The organism is Acinetobacter sp. SFA (assembly GCF_001647535.1).
GTDB classification, from domain to species: domain Bacteria; phylum Pseudomonadota; class Gammaproteobacteria; order Pseudomonadales; family Moraxellaceae; genus Acinetobacter; species Acinetobacter pecorum.
On sequence record NZ_LSZI01000012.1, the window covers coordinates 337,589 to 352,270 of the forward strand.

The window sequence follows — 14,682 nt, forward strand, 5'->3', positions numbered from 1 at the left end:
ATCATGGCTAAGCGTGAAAGTGTACAGAAGAAATTACAGCGGATTCGTCCACCGCGGGTTCAATTAACTTACGATGTAGAAGTCGGTGATGCACGTGAAGTGAAAGAATTACCTTTTGTGGTTGGGGTACTTGGAGATTTTTCAGCAGCATCCGAATTGGAAAAAACCAAACTAAAAGACAAGAAATTTATCAATGTGGATTTAGACAATATTGATGAAGTCATGGAATCACTGGCGCCACGTGCCAACTTTCAGGTTGAGAACACGCTGACTGAAGAGGGTGGCAAGATGTCTGTAGATCTGACTTTCAATTCCATGGGTGACTTTAAGCCAGAACAGGTGGTACAGCAGGTTAAACCATTACGTCGGCTGGTTGAGGCACGTGAACGTTTAACGGATTTACGCAACAAAATTTCCAATAATGAACGTCTGGAAGATCTTCTTGATGAAGTGCTGAAAAGTACGGATCAGATTCGCAAGATGAGTGTGGAGGCTGAAAATGAGTAATTTAAATGCAGCAACTGCTGAAAATACGAATGTAGAAGAATACTCATTACTTGACTCTATCGTTGAGCGTAGTCGTATCGCGCGTACTGATGAAGAGCATGATCGTGCCAAAAGCCTGATTGGTGAACTGGCACGCGAAGTCATGGCAGGGACAATCACCGTATCTGACAACATGATCCTGGCATTGGATAAACGTATTGCCGAAATCGATGCGCTAATTTCAACCCAGCTCAGCAAAATCATGCATCATGAACAATTTCAGAAAATTGAATCAACCTGGTGTGGTTTATATTATTTCTGTCAGGAAACGCCATCCAATTCCTTGATTAAAATCCGGATGTTGAATACCACTAAAAAGGAATTAATCAAGGACTTCCAAAGTGCGACTGATTTTGACCAAAGTACCTTATTTAAAAAGATTTATGAAGAAGAATATGGTTCTTTCGGGGGGGCACCTTATGCGACCTTGATTGGTGATTTTGAGTTTGATCGTACGCCAACAGATATGTTTTTACTGGAACAGATTTCACATGTGGCAGCAGCAGCACATGCACCATTTATTTCGACAGCTAGTCCAAGCATGTTTGGTCTTGAATCATTTACTGATATTGATCGTCCACGCGATGTTTCCAAGATTTTTGAAACCGCTGAATATGTGCAATGGCGTTCCTTCCGTGAAAGTGATGATGCACGTTATGTCGCCTTGACCATGCCACGAGTATTGGGTCGTCTGCCATATCATCCAAAAGAAGGTGCTGCAACTGAAGGTTTTAACTACGTTGAAGAGGTTTCTGGTGAAGACCATAACGAATATCTATGGATGAATGCTGCTTATGCCTTCGGTACCCGTTTGACCAATGCATTTGACATGCATGGCTGGTGCGCAGCGATCCGTGGTGTAGAAGGGGGTGGGGTGGTAGAAGGTCTACCTGTACATACGTTCAAGACCAATGATGGTGATGTAATATTCAAATGTCCAACTGAAATTGCCATTACCGACCGACGTGAAAAAGAACTCAGCGACCTGGGTTTTATTCCGCTGGTACATTGTAAAAATACCGATTATGCAGCGTTCTTTGGTGCGCAATCGACCCAGAAACCGAAAAAATATGACAATGATGCAGCCAATGCCAACTCAGCTTTATCAAGTCAGATCCAATACATTATGGCAGTTTCGCGTATTGCGCATTATTTGAAAGCGATGATGCGTGACAAAGTCGGTAGTTTTGCTTCAGCTGGTAATGTTGAAGCCTTCCTGAATGACTGGTTATCACAATATGTACTCTTGGATGACGGTGCTTCTCAGGAATCCAAGGCGCAGTATCCATTACGTGAAGCGTCAATCAAAGTTGTAGAAAGTCCAGCTGAACCTGGTCACTACAAATCAGTGGTCTTCTTGCGACCACATTTCCAGCTTGATGAGTTGTCAGTATCCCTGAGACTGGTCACTGAATTGCCGCAATCGAGTAACTAAGCCGGTTGCATTTTTAATTATTTATAATAAAAACAGGTTAAAAATAACAATGAAAGATATATACGTCCAATTTCGCGGTAAATATAAAGTAGATGGTGAATCACGCGATTCTGAACATAAAAGCTGGCTAGAAGTAAATTCCTGGTCACATAATATTCGTCAGCCAAAATCTGCAACTTCTTCTAGCGTTGGTGGCCATACCGCTGAGCGTGTAGAACATTCTGACATGATTTTTGTTAAAGACCTGGATGCAACCAGCCCCAAACTTTGGGAAGCCTGCTCTGCTGGTTATACCTTTGATGAAGTGCAAATTGACTTCTATCGTGCCAACGGCGACAAGCGTATCAAATACCTTCAGATCAAACTGAAACACGTGCTGGTTTCTCAAGTAACGCCAAGCGTGAATGAAGAAGGTGTACCGACTGAAGCATTTGGTCTGAAATATGCTGCGGTTGAGTGGACTTATAACCAGCAAGATATTAACGGAACACAGAAAGGTGCCATAACCAAAAAATGGTCATTATCGAATAATACCGCATCTTATGCAGCTTAATTCTTCTGTGTTTAGAGGCTTGCATATGCAAGTCTCTAGCTGAAATTTGAATATTCCAAATGGATGATGGAAACGCATGAATCTGGATCAGCTTTATCCTTATGGATTCCGTCCAACCTTGTTTGACCGACTGTTGCCACAAGATGATGTCAGTACACAAGGCCAGTCGATTCAGAAATTGCGTGAAGCCGTGGCGGCAGATCTGGAAGATTTATTAAATAGCCGCCTGGCCAAACTGGATCATATTATTGATGACTATGCTTGGGTAAAACAGTCCATCCTGCAATTTGGCATTATTGATTTTGTCGGTTTATCAACCGCAAACCCAATGGATCGCGACAAAATTTGTCGCTCAATAGAAGCATCTATTTCAGCACATGAACCACGGCTTAAGCATGTACGGGTAGAAATGCTACTGGATGAAAACAATATGGGTAGTCTCTGCCTTAGCATTCATGCCTATTTAAATATCCATCCTTTATATGAACCTGTAGTTTTTGATGCTTTACTGAAGCCGACCACACAACAATACGTTATTTTGCCAAGATTATAATTAGAATGAGCGCGATTGAAGAAGTATTACCTTATTACGAAAAACAGCTGCAGGAATTTAGCCAGCAGTCCCGAGAATTTGCCAATAAATATCCTAAAATTGCCCAGCGTCTGTCCTTAAATCAGGAGCAGATTGACGATCCGCATATTGAACGCCTGATTCAGGCATTTTCACTGATCTCGGCACGCATTGATAAAAAGCTGAATGACAGCTATCAAATTTTCACCCGATCAATTTTTGAGGTGATGTTTCCCCAGTATTTAAAGCCGTTTCCAGCATGTTCTATTGTTAGTTTTGAAGATGTCAATAAAATCAAACAGCTAAGTAATGCATATCTGATTCCTAAAAATACATCTTTAAAGTCTAAAAGTGTACGCGGCGTACAATGTGAATACCGGACTGTGCAGAATGTGACTTTACTCCCCATTGCATTGAAAGCTGTCAATTTCAAAACTCATCCTTCGGCGCATATTCACTTAAACCGTAATGCCACACTGATTTTGGATTTTGAAATCTTTAATCATCAGCTGAAATTACTGCAACAGCACCAGCTACCCATTTATCTGGATGCAATTTCAAGTTTTCCTTTACAGGTTATGGATCAGATCTTTAAGTCTGAAACCCAATTTTCAATCAAGATACATGATCAAGAATTTAAAATTCCTAATCCATTTGAATTGTTAGGTTTTACTGAGGAGGAGAGTTTACTGCCGGTGGATCAGCATACTCATCATGCCTATCGATTATTACTTGAATACTTTTGCTTTCCAGACAAGTTCAGTTTCCTGAACCTGAATCTGGATTTTCTCAATCAGGTCGAACCCGATACGTCAAATTTTGAGCTGCATGTTCACTTTAAAATGAACCTGAATGATCAGGCCGCGATTCGTAATTATTCAGAACTGGATCTTGCCAATTTCAAGCTGTTCACTACGCCAGTCATTAATCTATTTGAGAAACAGGCCGAACCACAGAAAATCAATCATCAGCGACTGGAATATCCACTCATTTCAGATGCGCATCATCCTGAATATTATCAAGTGTATTCGGTCTCCGAGATGAACCTGATTCGTGAAAAGAGTGATAAAGAACAGGTTACTCAACAAGTTTTGCCTTTTTTTGCTATGAGCTATTATCGACATGACGGCGCGCAATTTTATTATCATCTGCAGCCAGAAATTGCCAGTACGCAAAAGAATGACCTGAAATTTTCTTTAATTTCCAAAAGCCTGGAGCCACAGAATACCTTCTCTGATTTTATCAGTACTCGGCTGCTGTGCTGTAACCGCGATCTGCCTTATGAAAGCTATAACAAGGATCAGAATGCACTCAGCTTAAATGACAGTCAGCTGGCTCGACGTGGAGTGTTGTTAAAGCGCCCATCTTTACCTTATATATTCAAGCAGAGCCAAAAAGAACAATGGCGTATTATTTCCCATCTTTGCCTGAATAATCTCTCCTTGATGAAAGGCGATGCAGTCACGCATCTTAAGGAATTGCTGGAACTGTATAACCTGCCAGCTTCCAAAGAAAATCAGCAGATGATTGAAGCAATTCAATCGATTGATTTTTCATTGAGCCAGAAATTATTGGACCATAAACCTTTTCCACTGTTTGTCCGTGGTGTAAGTGCAAAGGTCAAGATGAATAACGAAGCATTTCGCGGATCAAGTCTGTATGTCTTTGTCCAATTGCTTAATCATATTTTTAACCTGAAAGTACAAATGAACAGTTATGTGGAAATGGTTGTAATTGATGCTGCAACAGAACAGGAGGTATACCAATGCGTGCAGAACGTTGGTGGCAAAAAACTTCTGTAGTGGAGCAGCTGTATCAGCAGCCAACCCGCTTTGAACTGGTGCAGGCGACTCGTTTGTTGCGTCATTATCCTGAGCAAAATCAATTACAGGACTGGAACAGGGGATTTAGTTTTACGAGTTCACTGAACCTGAATTTTGCAAAATCCGAGATTGAATGTCTGGAATGGAAAGATCGGAAAATTCAGCTGACCAGCGCGATGATTGGCTTGACCGGTATACAGGGAGTATTGCCTTATGCCTATACCTATCGTATTAAGCAAAGTCCACGTCAACAGCGTGAGGAAACCCTGCATTTTCTCGGGTTGTTTAATCATAAACTCACCGCGCAATATATTGATGCTTCAGTTAACTATCATTTGCCACTGCGCTATGAAATTGAACAGGACAATTATTATCTGGAAATTTTACATGCGCTAAATGGCTATGTGCGTGAACAGCATCAGCAGAATCATCTGGATGATTATTTTGCTGAATTTTCCGGCTTAATGCAGGGGCAAAATAATAGTACTTATGTGCTGAAAACCATGCTGAGTTGCATGTTCAAGCATAAGGTGAAGATCAGGGAGTATTTACCAGAACAGTTCAAGCTGGAAGATTTTCAAAAATCTTCCTTGGGTGGATCTACTCCCGCTTTATTGGGAATCAATAGTTTTTGTGGTGAATTGCTGACCCAGATTGATGAAAAAATTGAAATCGTAATTGGCCCATTAAACCGGCAAGACTATCTAAGCTTTCTTCCGCAACAAAAGCAGAGCGAAAAACTCAAACAGATCATTGCAACCTGGTGCAGCCCGACCTTGATGGTGGATCTGCGGCTGATATTAAACAAGGAAGAAATCCGTCCCATCCGGCTTGGTGATGAAAGTGTAGGGCTAGGACAGGGCGCTTTTCTGATGCCACAAGCATCTGCTGATAATCAGGAAACCTGTTATAGCCTGATGGGGAGAGCAGCATGATTAAGGTCATTGTCTCTACTATTCTGGCGTTGATCCTGATTACAAGTAGTCTAGTCATCTACTACTGGCGTGATGTGCAATACGATCCAACCGGCATGGATATGCTGCAATTCTTTATTCTGCTGCCGGTTTGTGCTGGCTTGTTATTGCTTTCTCCATGGCTGATTTACACATCGCTAAAAGCTTATCAGACAGGGAAAGCACAAAAGTTAGAAGCTGCTAAAAATAAAGAGCAACATCTGCAACAGCAAAGTGAACTAGAGAAAAACAAGGAGAAACCGGTCGAAGAACTGACGCTAAAAGTCTATTCATCTGCGGCAATCCACAGCTTTGGTGAAAATCAGGACATTATTGATGCTTTGCAGGCGTTTAAAAGCCCGGAACTGGATGAAACCTTGGCCAATCACTATGGACTGCCCATCCTGTCTTATCGTATTCGGAGTCTGGACGAGCTATTACCCGAAGCAGAAGAGAATGACACCCTGCACAGCATGCGAGTGCAACGTATAAATTTACTGATTCAGCAGCAGATGGAGCAACATAGTGAAAGCCTGTATCACATTGCTACACATCTTAGAAAGTCAGCTATGTTCTATGATGCAGAGACAGCTTATCAATATCGTATGCATCCGGGCTGGATCAATGAACAGTTTGATGAAGAGAAAGAAACGGATATTCCAGTTGAACAGGTTGCACGATTAAATAAATTGAATCTGCATATTCTGCTGCCGGCAACCTTAATTCATCTCTGGCCAGATGAAACCCAACAGAAGCTGATTGAACAGCTAGAACAGCAATATGAAATTGTGCAGAGCCAGATTCATGTCGAGTTTCATTATGTCGATCATAACAATGCCTATTCACTCTGGATGAACCTGCTCAATGATATTCAGCAGCAAAATGAACTGGTCAGTCTGGTGATTGCTGTACAGTCTGAAATTGACCAGGAGTGGCTGGAACAGCAGTTATGGCAGTCGGAACAATATCTGCCGGGAGAATATGCAGCGAGTATATGCCTGTCTTCACTACAGTTAAGCATTGAAGATTTGACAGAAATAAAAACAATAAAATTCGTTAAGCATGTCAAAAATATTAGTGAATATTTGAAGAAAAAAAGTCCAAACTTTGCTGATCAGCTACAGCAGGAAGCTGCATTTATACTTTTTCTGGATGATCCCTTACAGATCAGCACAGCAAAGAAGGTTCAACAGTATCTGGGTAAATTTGGAATAGAACTGCATCACGGCCTGTATTGTTATGCTTATCTAGGCGGTGCAACAGAGATGAAAGCACTATTTGGAATATTGCTGTGTATGCAAATGAATGAAGATGTCATTACATTGGCTTATTCAGTACAGCATCCTCAGACATTTTTTGTCTATCAACCCGTCAGTATGGTTGAGGAACTTGAACAGAACGCAGCCTGAAAAATTTTAAAAATCTGAAAAATAATAAAGAAATATAAGAGATTACAGTGAATACATTATTTTATACGATCTTGGGATATGTCTGGCAGTATGTGACCAATCCAAAAGCGATTATGGCATTGTCATTTTTCGTGGTGATTTTTTCCATGAAAAATACCGTTTCCGAGCGTGTGTTCTGGATTCTGGTAACGGTTTATAGCCTGATACTGATGATCTGGGGTATTTATGCATTAATCCAGCATTATCGACATGCCAAAAAAGGTGAAGAGATTTACGAGGCGATTGCTAGTACCACTGAAGCTGAACAGTACAAGCATAAGAATAAGGAAGAGTTACAGCTGATCCAACAGCAGATGAAGGAGTCAATTCAACTGATCCGCAAGTCCAGACTTGGAGATCGTAAGGGCAATGCTGCGCTATATGAGTTGCCCTGGTATATGGTGATTGGCAATCCGGCAGCTGGGAAAAGCTCTGCCATTTATCATTCAGGGCTGCGCTTTCCATTTGAAGAACATCACCAGAAAATGGTGTCTTCTGGCTTAAGTGGAACCCGTAACTGTGACTGGTTTTTCTCAACTGAAGGTGTTCTGCTGGATACTGCAGGACGTTATTCAGTCTATACGGAAGATCATTCTGAATGGCTTGGTTTCCTGAACATTCTTAAGAAAAATCGTTATAAGGCACCCGTAAATGGCCTGATTGTCATTGTCAGTATTGCTGAACTGGTGAGCCAAAGCCCGGAAAAATCTATAAAATTAGCCAAAAACCTTCGTGCCCGTATTCAGGATTTAACCGAACGTCTGGAAGTTTTTGCTCCTGTATATCTAGTCTTTTCTAAAATGGACCTGATCGCAGGATTTACTGAATTCTTTGACTGTTATGATGCACAGGAATTTGATCAGGTCTGGGGGGCAACCTTACCGTATGCAGCCAATTCCAGCGAGCAGGCGGTAGAATTATTCGAGCAACATTACAACATTTTATACGATGGTCTGAAAAGTGTCAGTACAATACATCTGAGCCGTCGCCATTCACAGCATATTTCTCCAAGTGTCATGACTTTTCCGCTGGAGTTTAAGAGCTTAAAACCGGTTCTAAAAACCTTCATTTCTACACTATTTCAGGAAAATCCTTACCAGTTTAAACCGATTTTCCGAGGCTTTTACTTTACCAGTGCCTTGCAGGACGGCGTAATTGAAAGTCCGATGACGGAACAGATCGCTGATGATTTTCATCTGATCCGCAGTGATGATAGTGAAATTGGTCTGCCGAAACAGTCTATTTCTCAGGATCATGGTTATTTTCTGAAAAATCTGTTTTCTGAGGTCATCCTAAAAGATAAGCATTTGGTGCGTCAGCATATTAACCCTGCGAAAAAACGCCAGCGCTTTATGGCCTTCACAGGAGCGATTCTTAGCATATCAATTGTTCTTAGTTTATGGCTATGGTCCTACCGTAATAACCAGCAGTTGATTGCTGAAGTTCAGGCTGATCTTAATAAAGTAGTAAAGATGCAAGTACAGGCAAATCCTTCACTCACTCATCAACTGGATAGCTTGCTGATTTTACAAGGTCATTTACAGCAACTGGATCAATTTGATCAAAACCGGCCATTGAAATACAGTTTCAGTTTGTATCAAGGTAATCAGATTCGGGAAAAACTGCAAACTGAATATCTGAAAGGCATTGAGCATCTGGTTCTTCAGCCAACCCAGCAACAGATTGCACAGTACCTGCAACGGGTTAAAGCCAATGAAGCAGTTCTAAAAGAAAATCATATCCGGGTGAAAATCACCCATGTGGCGCAAGGACGTCAGATTGCTTCAGAACCTTCTGATCAAAATTCTCAAGATGCCTACAATGCCCTGAAAACCTATCTCATGTTGAGTAATCCTCAATATATGGATTCCAGTCACCTAAGTGATCAGATGACGCGTTTCTGGCGTACATGGCTGGAGCAAAACCGGGGTGAAATGCCGCGTGGAGAAATGATCCAGAAAGCTGAACAGATTTTAAGCTATGCCATTACATTGTCAGGACATAATGGTTTCCCTCAGATGAATTCTGATGCGGTACTGGTTGATCAGACCCGTCAGATCTTAACAGCAATTAACACCGGTGTTTCTGCACGTGATCGCGTTTATAACGAAATCAAGATGCGTGCTGCGGTGCGTTTCCCGGCAATTACGGTAAAACAGATTCTGGGGGAAACTAACCAGAATGTCATGCTGGGCAGCTATGCTTTGCCAGGAGTTTATACCTATCAGGCTTGGAAAGATTATGTGCAGCAAGCGATTGAACAGGCAGCAACCAGTTCAACGGATAGTCGAGACTGGGTGTTGAATACCACACAATCAGATGACTTAAGCTTTAGTGGTAGTCCTGAACAGATCCGTCGCCAGCTGACTGAGTTGTATAAAAAGGAATATATTGCCGAATGGCGTAAGTTTCTGAATGCGGTTCATTATGCCAAGGCAGGTGATTTTAACCAGCAAATCAAACAGATTGATATCCTGGGTGAACCTGAAAATTCTCCAATCAGGACGTTGATCCAGCATGTGGCCAAAGAAACCAGCTGGGATAATCCGGTGGTTCAAGCAGAACTGGCTGTGCCACAAAAAGGCTTTATTGCCTGGTTCAAACGTAAAGTGCTCAATCATGATGCAGAAAAACAAGCACAACTGGCGAGTAACCAGTTAGGCCATGGCGTGATTGCACGTGAATTTCAGGTATTCTACCAGATGGCGCGTCATCGGGATGATCTGCAGAATCAATCCCTGCTAGATGGCTACATGCTTTCGATTTCCAAAATCCGCAGTCAATTCAATGACCTGAAAAGCTCTGGTGATATTGGTCCTGCAAGTATGGCCTTAGTAAAACAAACTATTCATGAGCAGAATTCCATTTTCAACACCACCCATAAATTTGTGGCCGAGAAAATGTCGGCTGGCACTACAGAGCTGGATCAGCAGCTACTGCAAAACCTGCTGATTGCACCCTTAATCCAGTCTTTTGAAAGCCTGATTGTTCCTGCACAGGCAGAAATCAACAAGCTTTGGACCATGCAGTCGTACCAGCCATTTACCCAGAGTCTGGCTCAGAAGTATCCATTTAGCAGTCAGGCAAATTTACAAGCTACTTCTAATGAAATTAATCAGATTTTTGGTGAAAGTGGCAGTATTGCACGTTTTGTAAAAGAGCATCTGGATCCTTTGGTGATCCGTCGTGGTTATACCTTAACTTCAAAAAGCTGGCAGGATCTGGGGATCAGCCTTAATCCAACTTTTGTAGCGAATTTCCAGACCTATGTAGCACCTAGTCATGGCGTAGCAACAGGTGAATTGAATCAGGGGCAGCGTATAGTACCGGCTGTAAACCAGTCCAATTTCCAGTTCTACCCATTGGAAAATCCAAAACTTTTAGCCTATACCTTTGATATCGATGGGCAGCGTATGCTTTTTGAAAATGGGGTACAACAATGGGTGAACTTTGTCTGGCCAAATCCGGGATCGATTCCGGGTGCGCGTATTACCGTGGTGGATCTGGAAGGGAAGACCCACACCATTTTTGATGAACCAGGTGAATATGGAATTAACCGCCTGATTGAAAGTGCCCAGCGTACCCAAAAAGGCAATAACTTTGAAATGATCTGGAAGAGCAAGGAGAATCCGGAACTTTCAGTAAAAGTAAACTTCCGGCTGGTTAGCGGCCAGAATAGCAATTCAATTGGTGGCCAGCCGAACTATGCCAACCTGCAACTGGTAGATCAGGTAGTTTCCAATAAATCGGTGCGTGTCGTCGCTGCGCAAAGTGTTTCTATATCTCCTCAGCAAAGCTCAGGCCAAGCAGGTCCGACTACGGCATTCGCCAATACAGGAGCAGCTGTACCATGATGAGGATTCAACTCAAACTGAAGAAAATGGTGGAGGTGAGTAATGTATGAGTTAAAAACTACACCACTTTATTATGGTAAATGTCCAGCTCGTGGCGATTTTCTCAAGTCACGAGGACAATATCAGCTGATTCAGCTGATTGATCAATGGATTACGGAAGCATTGGAATTTGCCATGCAAAAGACAGAGTTCAAACAGGCCTATGCGCAATTACCATCGCTGGATTTCTTTATTGCCAATCCGAAGGCAAGGCTATTTCTGGTAGCGAATCTGATTTCCAGTGAAGACAGCTCAGGCCGGCAGTTTCCCATGGTAGTCAGTCATCTGATTGAGCATGAACAGCCATTTGAAAATATCGTGTATTCACCCTTGTGTTATAAGTCAGCACTGGTTGAGCTTTATCAGTGCAATCGTGTAATGCGTTCAATACGAGATAGCGATATTTTGCTGGATAAACTGAATAAGCTTAGTAACCAGATTATGGTATCCAGCTATGAAGAGGCACAGATATTTTATGAACCTCATACTATTCATTCCTTTGCTAGACTGATGAATCTTAGTGCGTATCAGCTGTCGCAAAGCCTGATTGGATTGGGATTATTGCTGCAACCGGTTATTCAGCAAGGCACAAGTCGTTTGAATAAGGTACTGATTTTACCCATTCATAACATCAGTTATTGCTATGAAATTGCAGCATTTTGGGTCAGTTTAATCAGTCAGTTTGTGAAACATCATCATACAGAACTATTGATTGGTGTATTGCATCAAGAAAAGCCAATCTTGTTATTTGGCTTTAAAGGTGCAGACATACAGGCTTTGAGCGACATTTTCACGGAAAATCTGGATAGTCAGCATTGGGTATCACTTATCAATGCAACCTGGATTGATCAATACCTGGAAAATAATGCAGGCCTGGCAACACTGGAACAGTCCTTAAGTGAGCGTCAGATGAGTCTGGCTCGAGGCATCAAATTATTTAAACAGACATTTGTAGAAATATAAAATGAATATAAAAATCAAGAATTTAAAATTAAAAAAACTTATAAAAATCAATACAATATCATACTTATTAGTGAGTTTTTCTGTATATGCACAACCGGTCATTATCGAAGGTGCTGTACCAAACGAAAACACTAAACAGGAAATATTGAGTAAATTATATACAACTTATGGACGGGAAAATGTAGTAGATCGCATCCAGATCCGTCAGGTCACGGCATCAGCAGGCTGGTCAAATACCGTCAGCAATGTAATTAATGAAGACCTGAAAAAGGTAAGACAGGGAAAATTAACAGTAAAAGGTGCTGATATTCAGCTGAGAGGTAAAGTATCAAATCCTGTTCAAATTCAGGAAACTACAGCTAAATTTCAAAGCCTTATACCAACAAATTACCGTTTAAATACACAGCTTTCAGTCAATCAGATAGAACAGCAGATTATTGATGCAGCATTGAAGAATCGAATCATTGAATTTGAATCTGGCAGTGCGGTATTGGCAGCTTCAGGCATACAGATTCTGGATGAAATGGTCAGTGCCTTAAGTAAGGTGGGTAAAAAGGTACGAATTATTGGCCATACAGATAGCTCTGGCGATGCTAATAAAAACCTCATGTTGAGTCAGCAACGTGCAGAAGCCGTTAAAACTTATTTGATCGCAAAAAATATTCCGGGACATTTACTGAACACCGAAGGATTGGGATCTAGCAAGCCTGTAGCGGATAATACAACGGCTGAAGGTAGACAGAAAAATCGTAGGATTGAGTTTGAAGTGCTTTAAAAATATAAGTTGCTTAAGCAGCAACCAGACAGGCTTGAGTCATACGTTGATCTCGAAAATCTTTGAGAACTGAGACGTTGTATTTCCTTGTCAATCATAGTGTTCAGCATCTCGATTCATATCCAGTCCATGATGTTGATGCGCATCATAGACAAGACATTTTGATTGGTGAGAATACAGACATTTCTATTTGGAGATATAGTTGCATTTCGTATAATGTATATTATGTTAAATGAAGTACGCCATATCATAACTTTATATATCTCTTACACTCTGCTATGACTAGTTAATTATGAGAATTTGACTATTTGGATTAGAATATGACTAATTAATATTTAGAAAAAATTTAACTATTAGAATTAAAAACCTACTGCAATTACTTATAAAGGATATGTTTATCAAACATTATTTGGTGTAAGTATTCTTGCCGACTGGCTGAATTTTCCAGATAAATACCAAAAAGTTTTATTTGAAGCGACTGATGATACTGAATAGCCACCAAAATTCTAGACACACATAACCATCTTTTGATGGGCCTTTTCATAATCTAATGGAGAACGTTGTCCATTGGAACCATGTCTTCGTTTTGAGTTATAAAACATTTCAATATATTCAAATATATCCGCTCGAGCATCTGATCTCGATACGTAAATTTTCTTCTTAATACGCTCCCGCTTCAGCAACTGAAAGAAGCTCTCAGCAACAGCATTATCATGACAGTTTCCTCTGCGACTCATACTACATTCCAGATTGTGTTGTTTAATGAATGCTTGCCATTCATGGCTGGTGTATTGGCTGCCTTGGTCAGAGTGGATCAGAACTTTATTCTGTGGTTTTCTCCGCCATAGTGCCATCAATAATGCATCTAAAACCAGATCTGTAGTCATTCTCGATTTCATAGACCAACCAACAACAAGACGTGAAAATAAATCAATTACCACAGCAAGATATAACCAACCTTCATGTGTGCGAATATAAGTAATATCAGTCACCCACCGCTGATTAGGCTGAGTTGGATTAAACTGTCGTTCTAAGGTGTTTGCGGAAACAATACTTGGCGTACCTGCATAAGCTCTAGGCTTGCGATAGCCGCGATGTGATTTACGCCCATCCGCTTTCATTAACCGATGTACCCGGTTGATACCGCAATTTTCGCCAGCGTCTTTCAAATCACAGTGAATCTTGCGATAGCCGTAGACTCCTCCAGATTCCAGCCAAAACTGTTTAATTAAGCCTGCAAGCAGTTGCCGTTTCTTTGTGGTTTTACTCGTGGGTTGCTTTAACCATGCGTAATAACCACTGTGATGAACATCTAAAGTCGAACATAAACGACGAATAGGCCATATGTGCTTATTGTCCTGAATAAAGGCATACCTCATTTGGACTGGCTTGCGAAGTACACCGCGGCTTTTTTTAATATGTCCCTTTCTTCGGTAACCCGTTGCAGCTCCTTTTTTAGCTTTGCCAATTCTGAAACTGCATCCCTAGAGTCTGTGATTTTAGGTTCCTGAGGATCATAACGCTTGATCCAGGCATACAGACTATGCGTGGTTGTACCTAAACGTGTGGCCACTTCAGATACACTATGACCTTTTTCAGTCACTTGCTTTACTGCTTCAATTTTGAATTCTTCAGGATATCGTTTGCTACTGCTCATAAACACCTCGTTAATTAGCCATTTTATCTAACTAAAGAGTGTCTACAAAATCGGTGGCTATTCAG

At 41.2% G+C, this 14,682-nt stretch carries 11 protein-coding genes; 10 read left to right on the forward strand and 1 reads right to left on the reverse strand.

Going from position 1 to position 14,682, the window contains the following annotated elements; all coding sequences use genetic code 11:
* Window positions 1-3 precede the first annotated feature (3 nt).
* The 10 genes from tssB (at window position 4) to AY607_RS06810 (ending at window position 12,960) form a co-directional block, all read left to right on the forward strand.
* Window positions 4-507 (forward strand): type VI secretion system contractile sheath small subunit, encoded by a 504-nt coding sequence (gene tssB / locus AY607_RS06765; protein ID WP_064102153.1) that lies wholly within the window; start codon window positions 4-6, stop codon window positions 505-507.
* Window positions 500-1,981, forward strand: a complete 1,482-nt coding sequence (tssC, locus tag AY607_RS06770) for a type VI secretion system contractile sheath large subunit (protein WP_064096150.1) — start codon at window positions 500-502, stop codon at window positions 1,979-1,981. Before tssB ends, tssC begins: the two co-directional genes overlap by 8 nt.
* A 49-nt stretch (window positions 1,982-2,030) precedes the next feature.
* Window positions 2,031-2,534 carry an Hcp family type VI secretion system effector gene (locus AY607_RS06775; RefSeq protein ID WP_064096151.1) on the forward strand — a complete coding sequence of 168 codons (504 nt, stop codon included), beginning with the start codon at window positions 2,031-2,033 and terminating at the stop codon, window positions 2,532-2,534.
* 76 nt (window positions 2,535-2,610) lie between these two features.
* Window positions 2,611-3,087 (forward strand): type VI secretion system baseplate subunit TssE, encoded by a 477-nt coding sequence (gene tssE, locus AY607_RS06780; RefSeq protein WP_064096152.1) that lies wholly within the window; start codon window positions 2,611-2,613, stop codon window positions 3,085-3,087.
* A 5-nt stretch (window positions 3,088-3,092) separates the two neighbouring features.
* On the forward strand, window positions 3,093-4,907 hold the full coding sequence (tssF, locus tag AY607_RS06785; RefSeq protein WP_064096153.1) for a type VI secretion system baseplate subunit TssF: 1,815 nt from the start codon (window positions 3,093-3,095) through the stop codon (window positions 4,905-4,907).
* A complete protein-coding gene (gene tssG, locus AY607_RS06790; protein WP_064096154.1) occupies window positions 4,871-5,863 on the forward strand; it encodes a type VI secretion system baseplate subunit TssG in 993 nt (330 codons plus the stop codon). Before tssF ends, tssG begins: the two co-directional genes overlap by 37 nt.
* On the forward strand, window positions 5,860-7,290 hold the full coding sequence (locus AY607_RS06795; RefSeq protein WP_064102154.1) for a hypothetical protein: 1,431 nt from the start codon (window positions 5,860-5,862) through the stop codon (window positions 7,288-7,290). The genes tssG and AY607_RS06795 overlap by 4 nt, the downstream gene beginning before the upstream one ends.
* Window positions 7,291-7,337: 47 nt before the next feature.
* A complete protein-coding gene (gene tssM / locus AY607_RS06800) occupies window positions 7,338-11,183 on the forward strand; it encodes a type VI secretion system membrane subunit TssM (RefSeq protein WP_064102155.1) in 3,846 nt (1,281 codons plus the stop codon).
* A gap of 42 nt (window positions 11,184-11,225) precedes the next feature.
* Window positions 11,226-12,185, forward strand: a complete 960-nt coding sequence (gene tagF / locus AY607_RS06805; protein WP_064102156.1) for a type VI secretion system-associated protein TagF — start codon at window positions 11,226-11,228, stop codon at window positions 12,183-12,185.
* A 1-nt stretch (window position 12,186) separates the two neighbouring features.
* Entirely contained in the window at window positions 12,187-12,960 is a 774-nt protein-coding gene (locus AY607_RS06810; RefSeq protein WP_064102157.1) for an OmpA family protein, read from the forward strand.
* A 506-nt stretch (window positions 12,961-13,466) separates the two neighbouring features.
* Here AY607_RS06810 and AY607_RS06815 read toward each other — a convergent pair.
* A protein-coding gene (locus tag AY607_RS06815) for an IS3 family transposase (RefSeq protein ID WP_227509963.1) occupies window positions 13,467-14,617 on the reverse strand; the annotation gives its coding sequence in 2 pieces (ribosomal slippage) (window positions 13,467-14,377 and window positions 14,377-14,617; 1,152 coding nt in all).
* Window positions 14,618-14,682 lie beyond the last annotated feature (65 nt).

Bases quoted from the DNA above. Each gene is read 5' to 3' on its own strand.
- tssB (WP_064102153.1), top strand. From the start codon at position 4: ATGGCTAAGCGTGAAAGTGTACAGAAGAAATTACAGCGGATTCGTCCA.
- tssC (WP_064096150.1), top strand. From the start codon at position 500: ATGAGTAATTTAAATGCAGCAACTGCTGAAAATACGAATGTAGAAGAA.
- AY607_RS06775 (WP_064096151.1), top strand. From the start codon at position 2,031: ATGAAAGATATATACGTCCAATTTCGCGGTAAATATAAAGTAGATGGT.
- tssE (WP_064096152.1), top strand. From the start codon at position 2,611: ATGAATCTGGATCAGCTTTATCCTTATGGATTCCGTCCAACCTTGTTT.
- tssF (WP_064096153.1), top strand. From the start codon at position 3,093: ATGAGCGCGATTGAAGAAGTATTACCTTATTACGAAAAACAGCTGCAG.
- tssG (WP_064096154.1), top strand. From the start codon at position 4,871: ATGCGTGCAGAACGTTGGTGGCAAAAAACTTCTGTAGTGGAGCAGCTG.
- AY607_RS06795 (WP_064102154.1), top strand. From the start codon at position 5,860: ATGATTAAGGTCATTGTCTCTACTATTCTGGCGTTGATCCTGATTACA.
- tagF (WP_064102156.1), top strand. From the start codon at position 11,226: ATGTATGAGTTAAAAACTACACCACTTTATTATGGTAAATGTCCAGCT.
- AY607_RS06810 (WP_064102157.1), top strand. From the start codon at position 12,187: ATGAATATAAAAATCAAGAATTTAAAATTAAAAAAACTTATAAAAATC.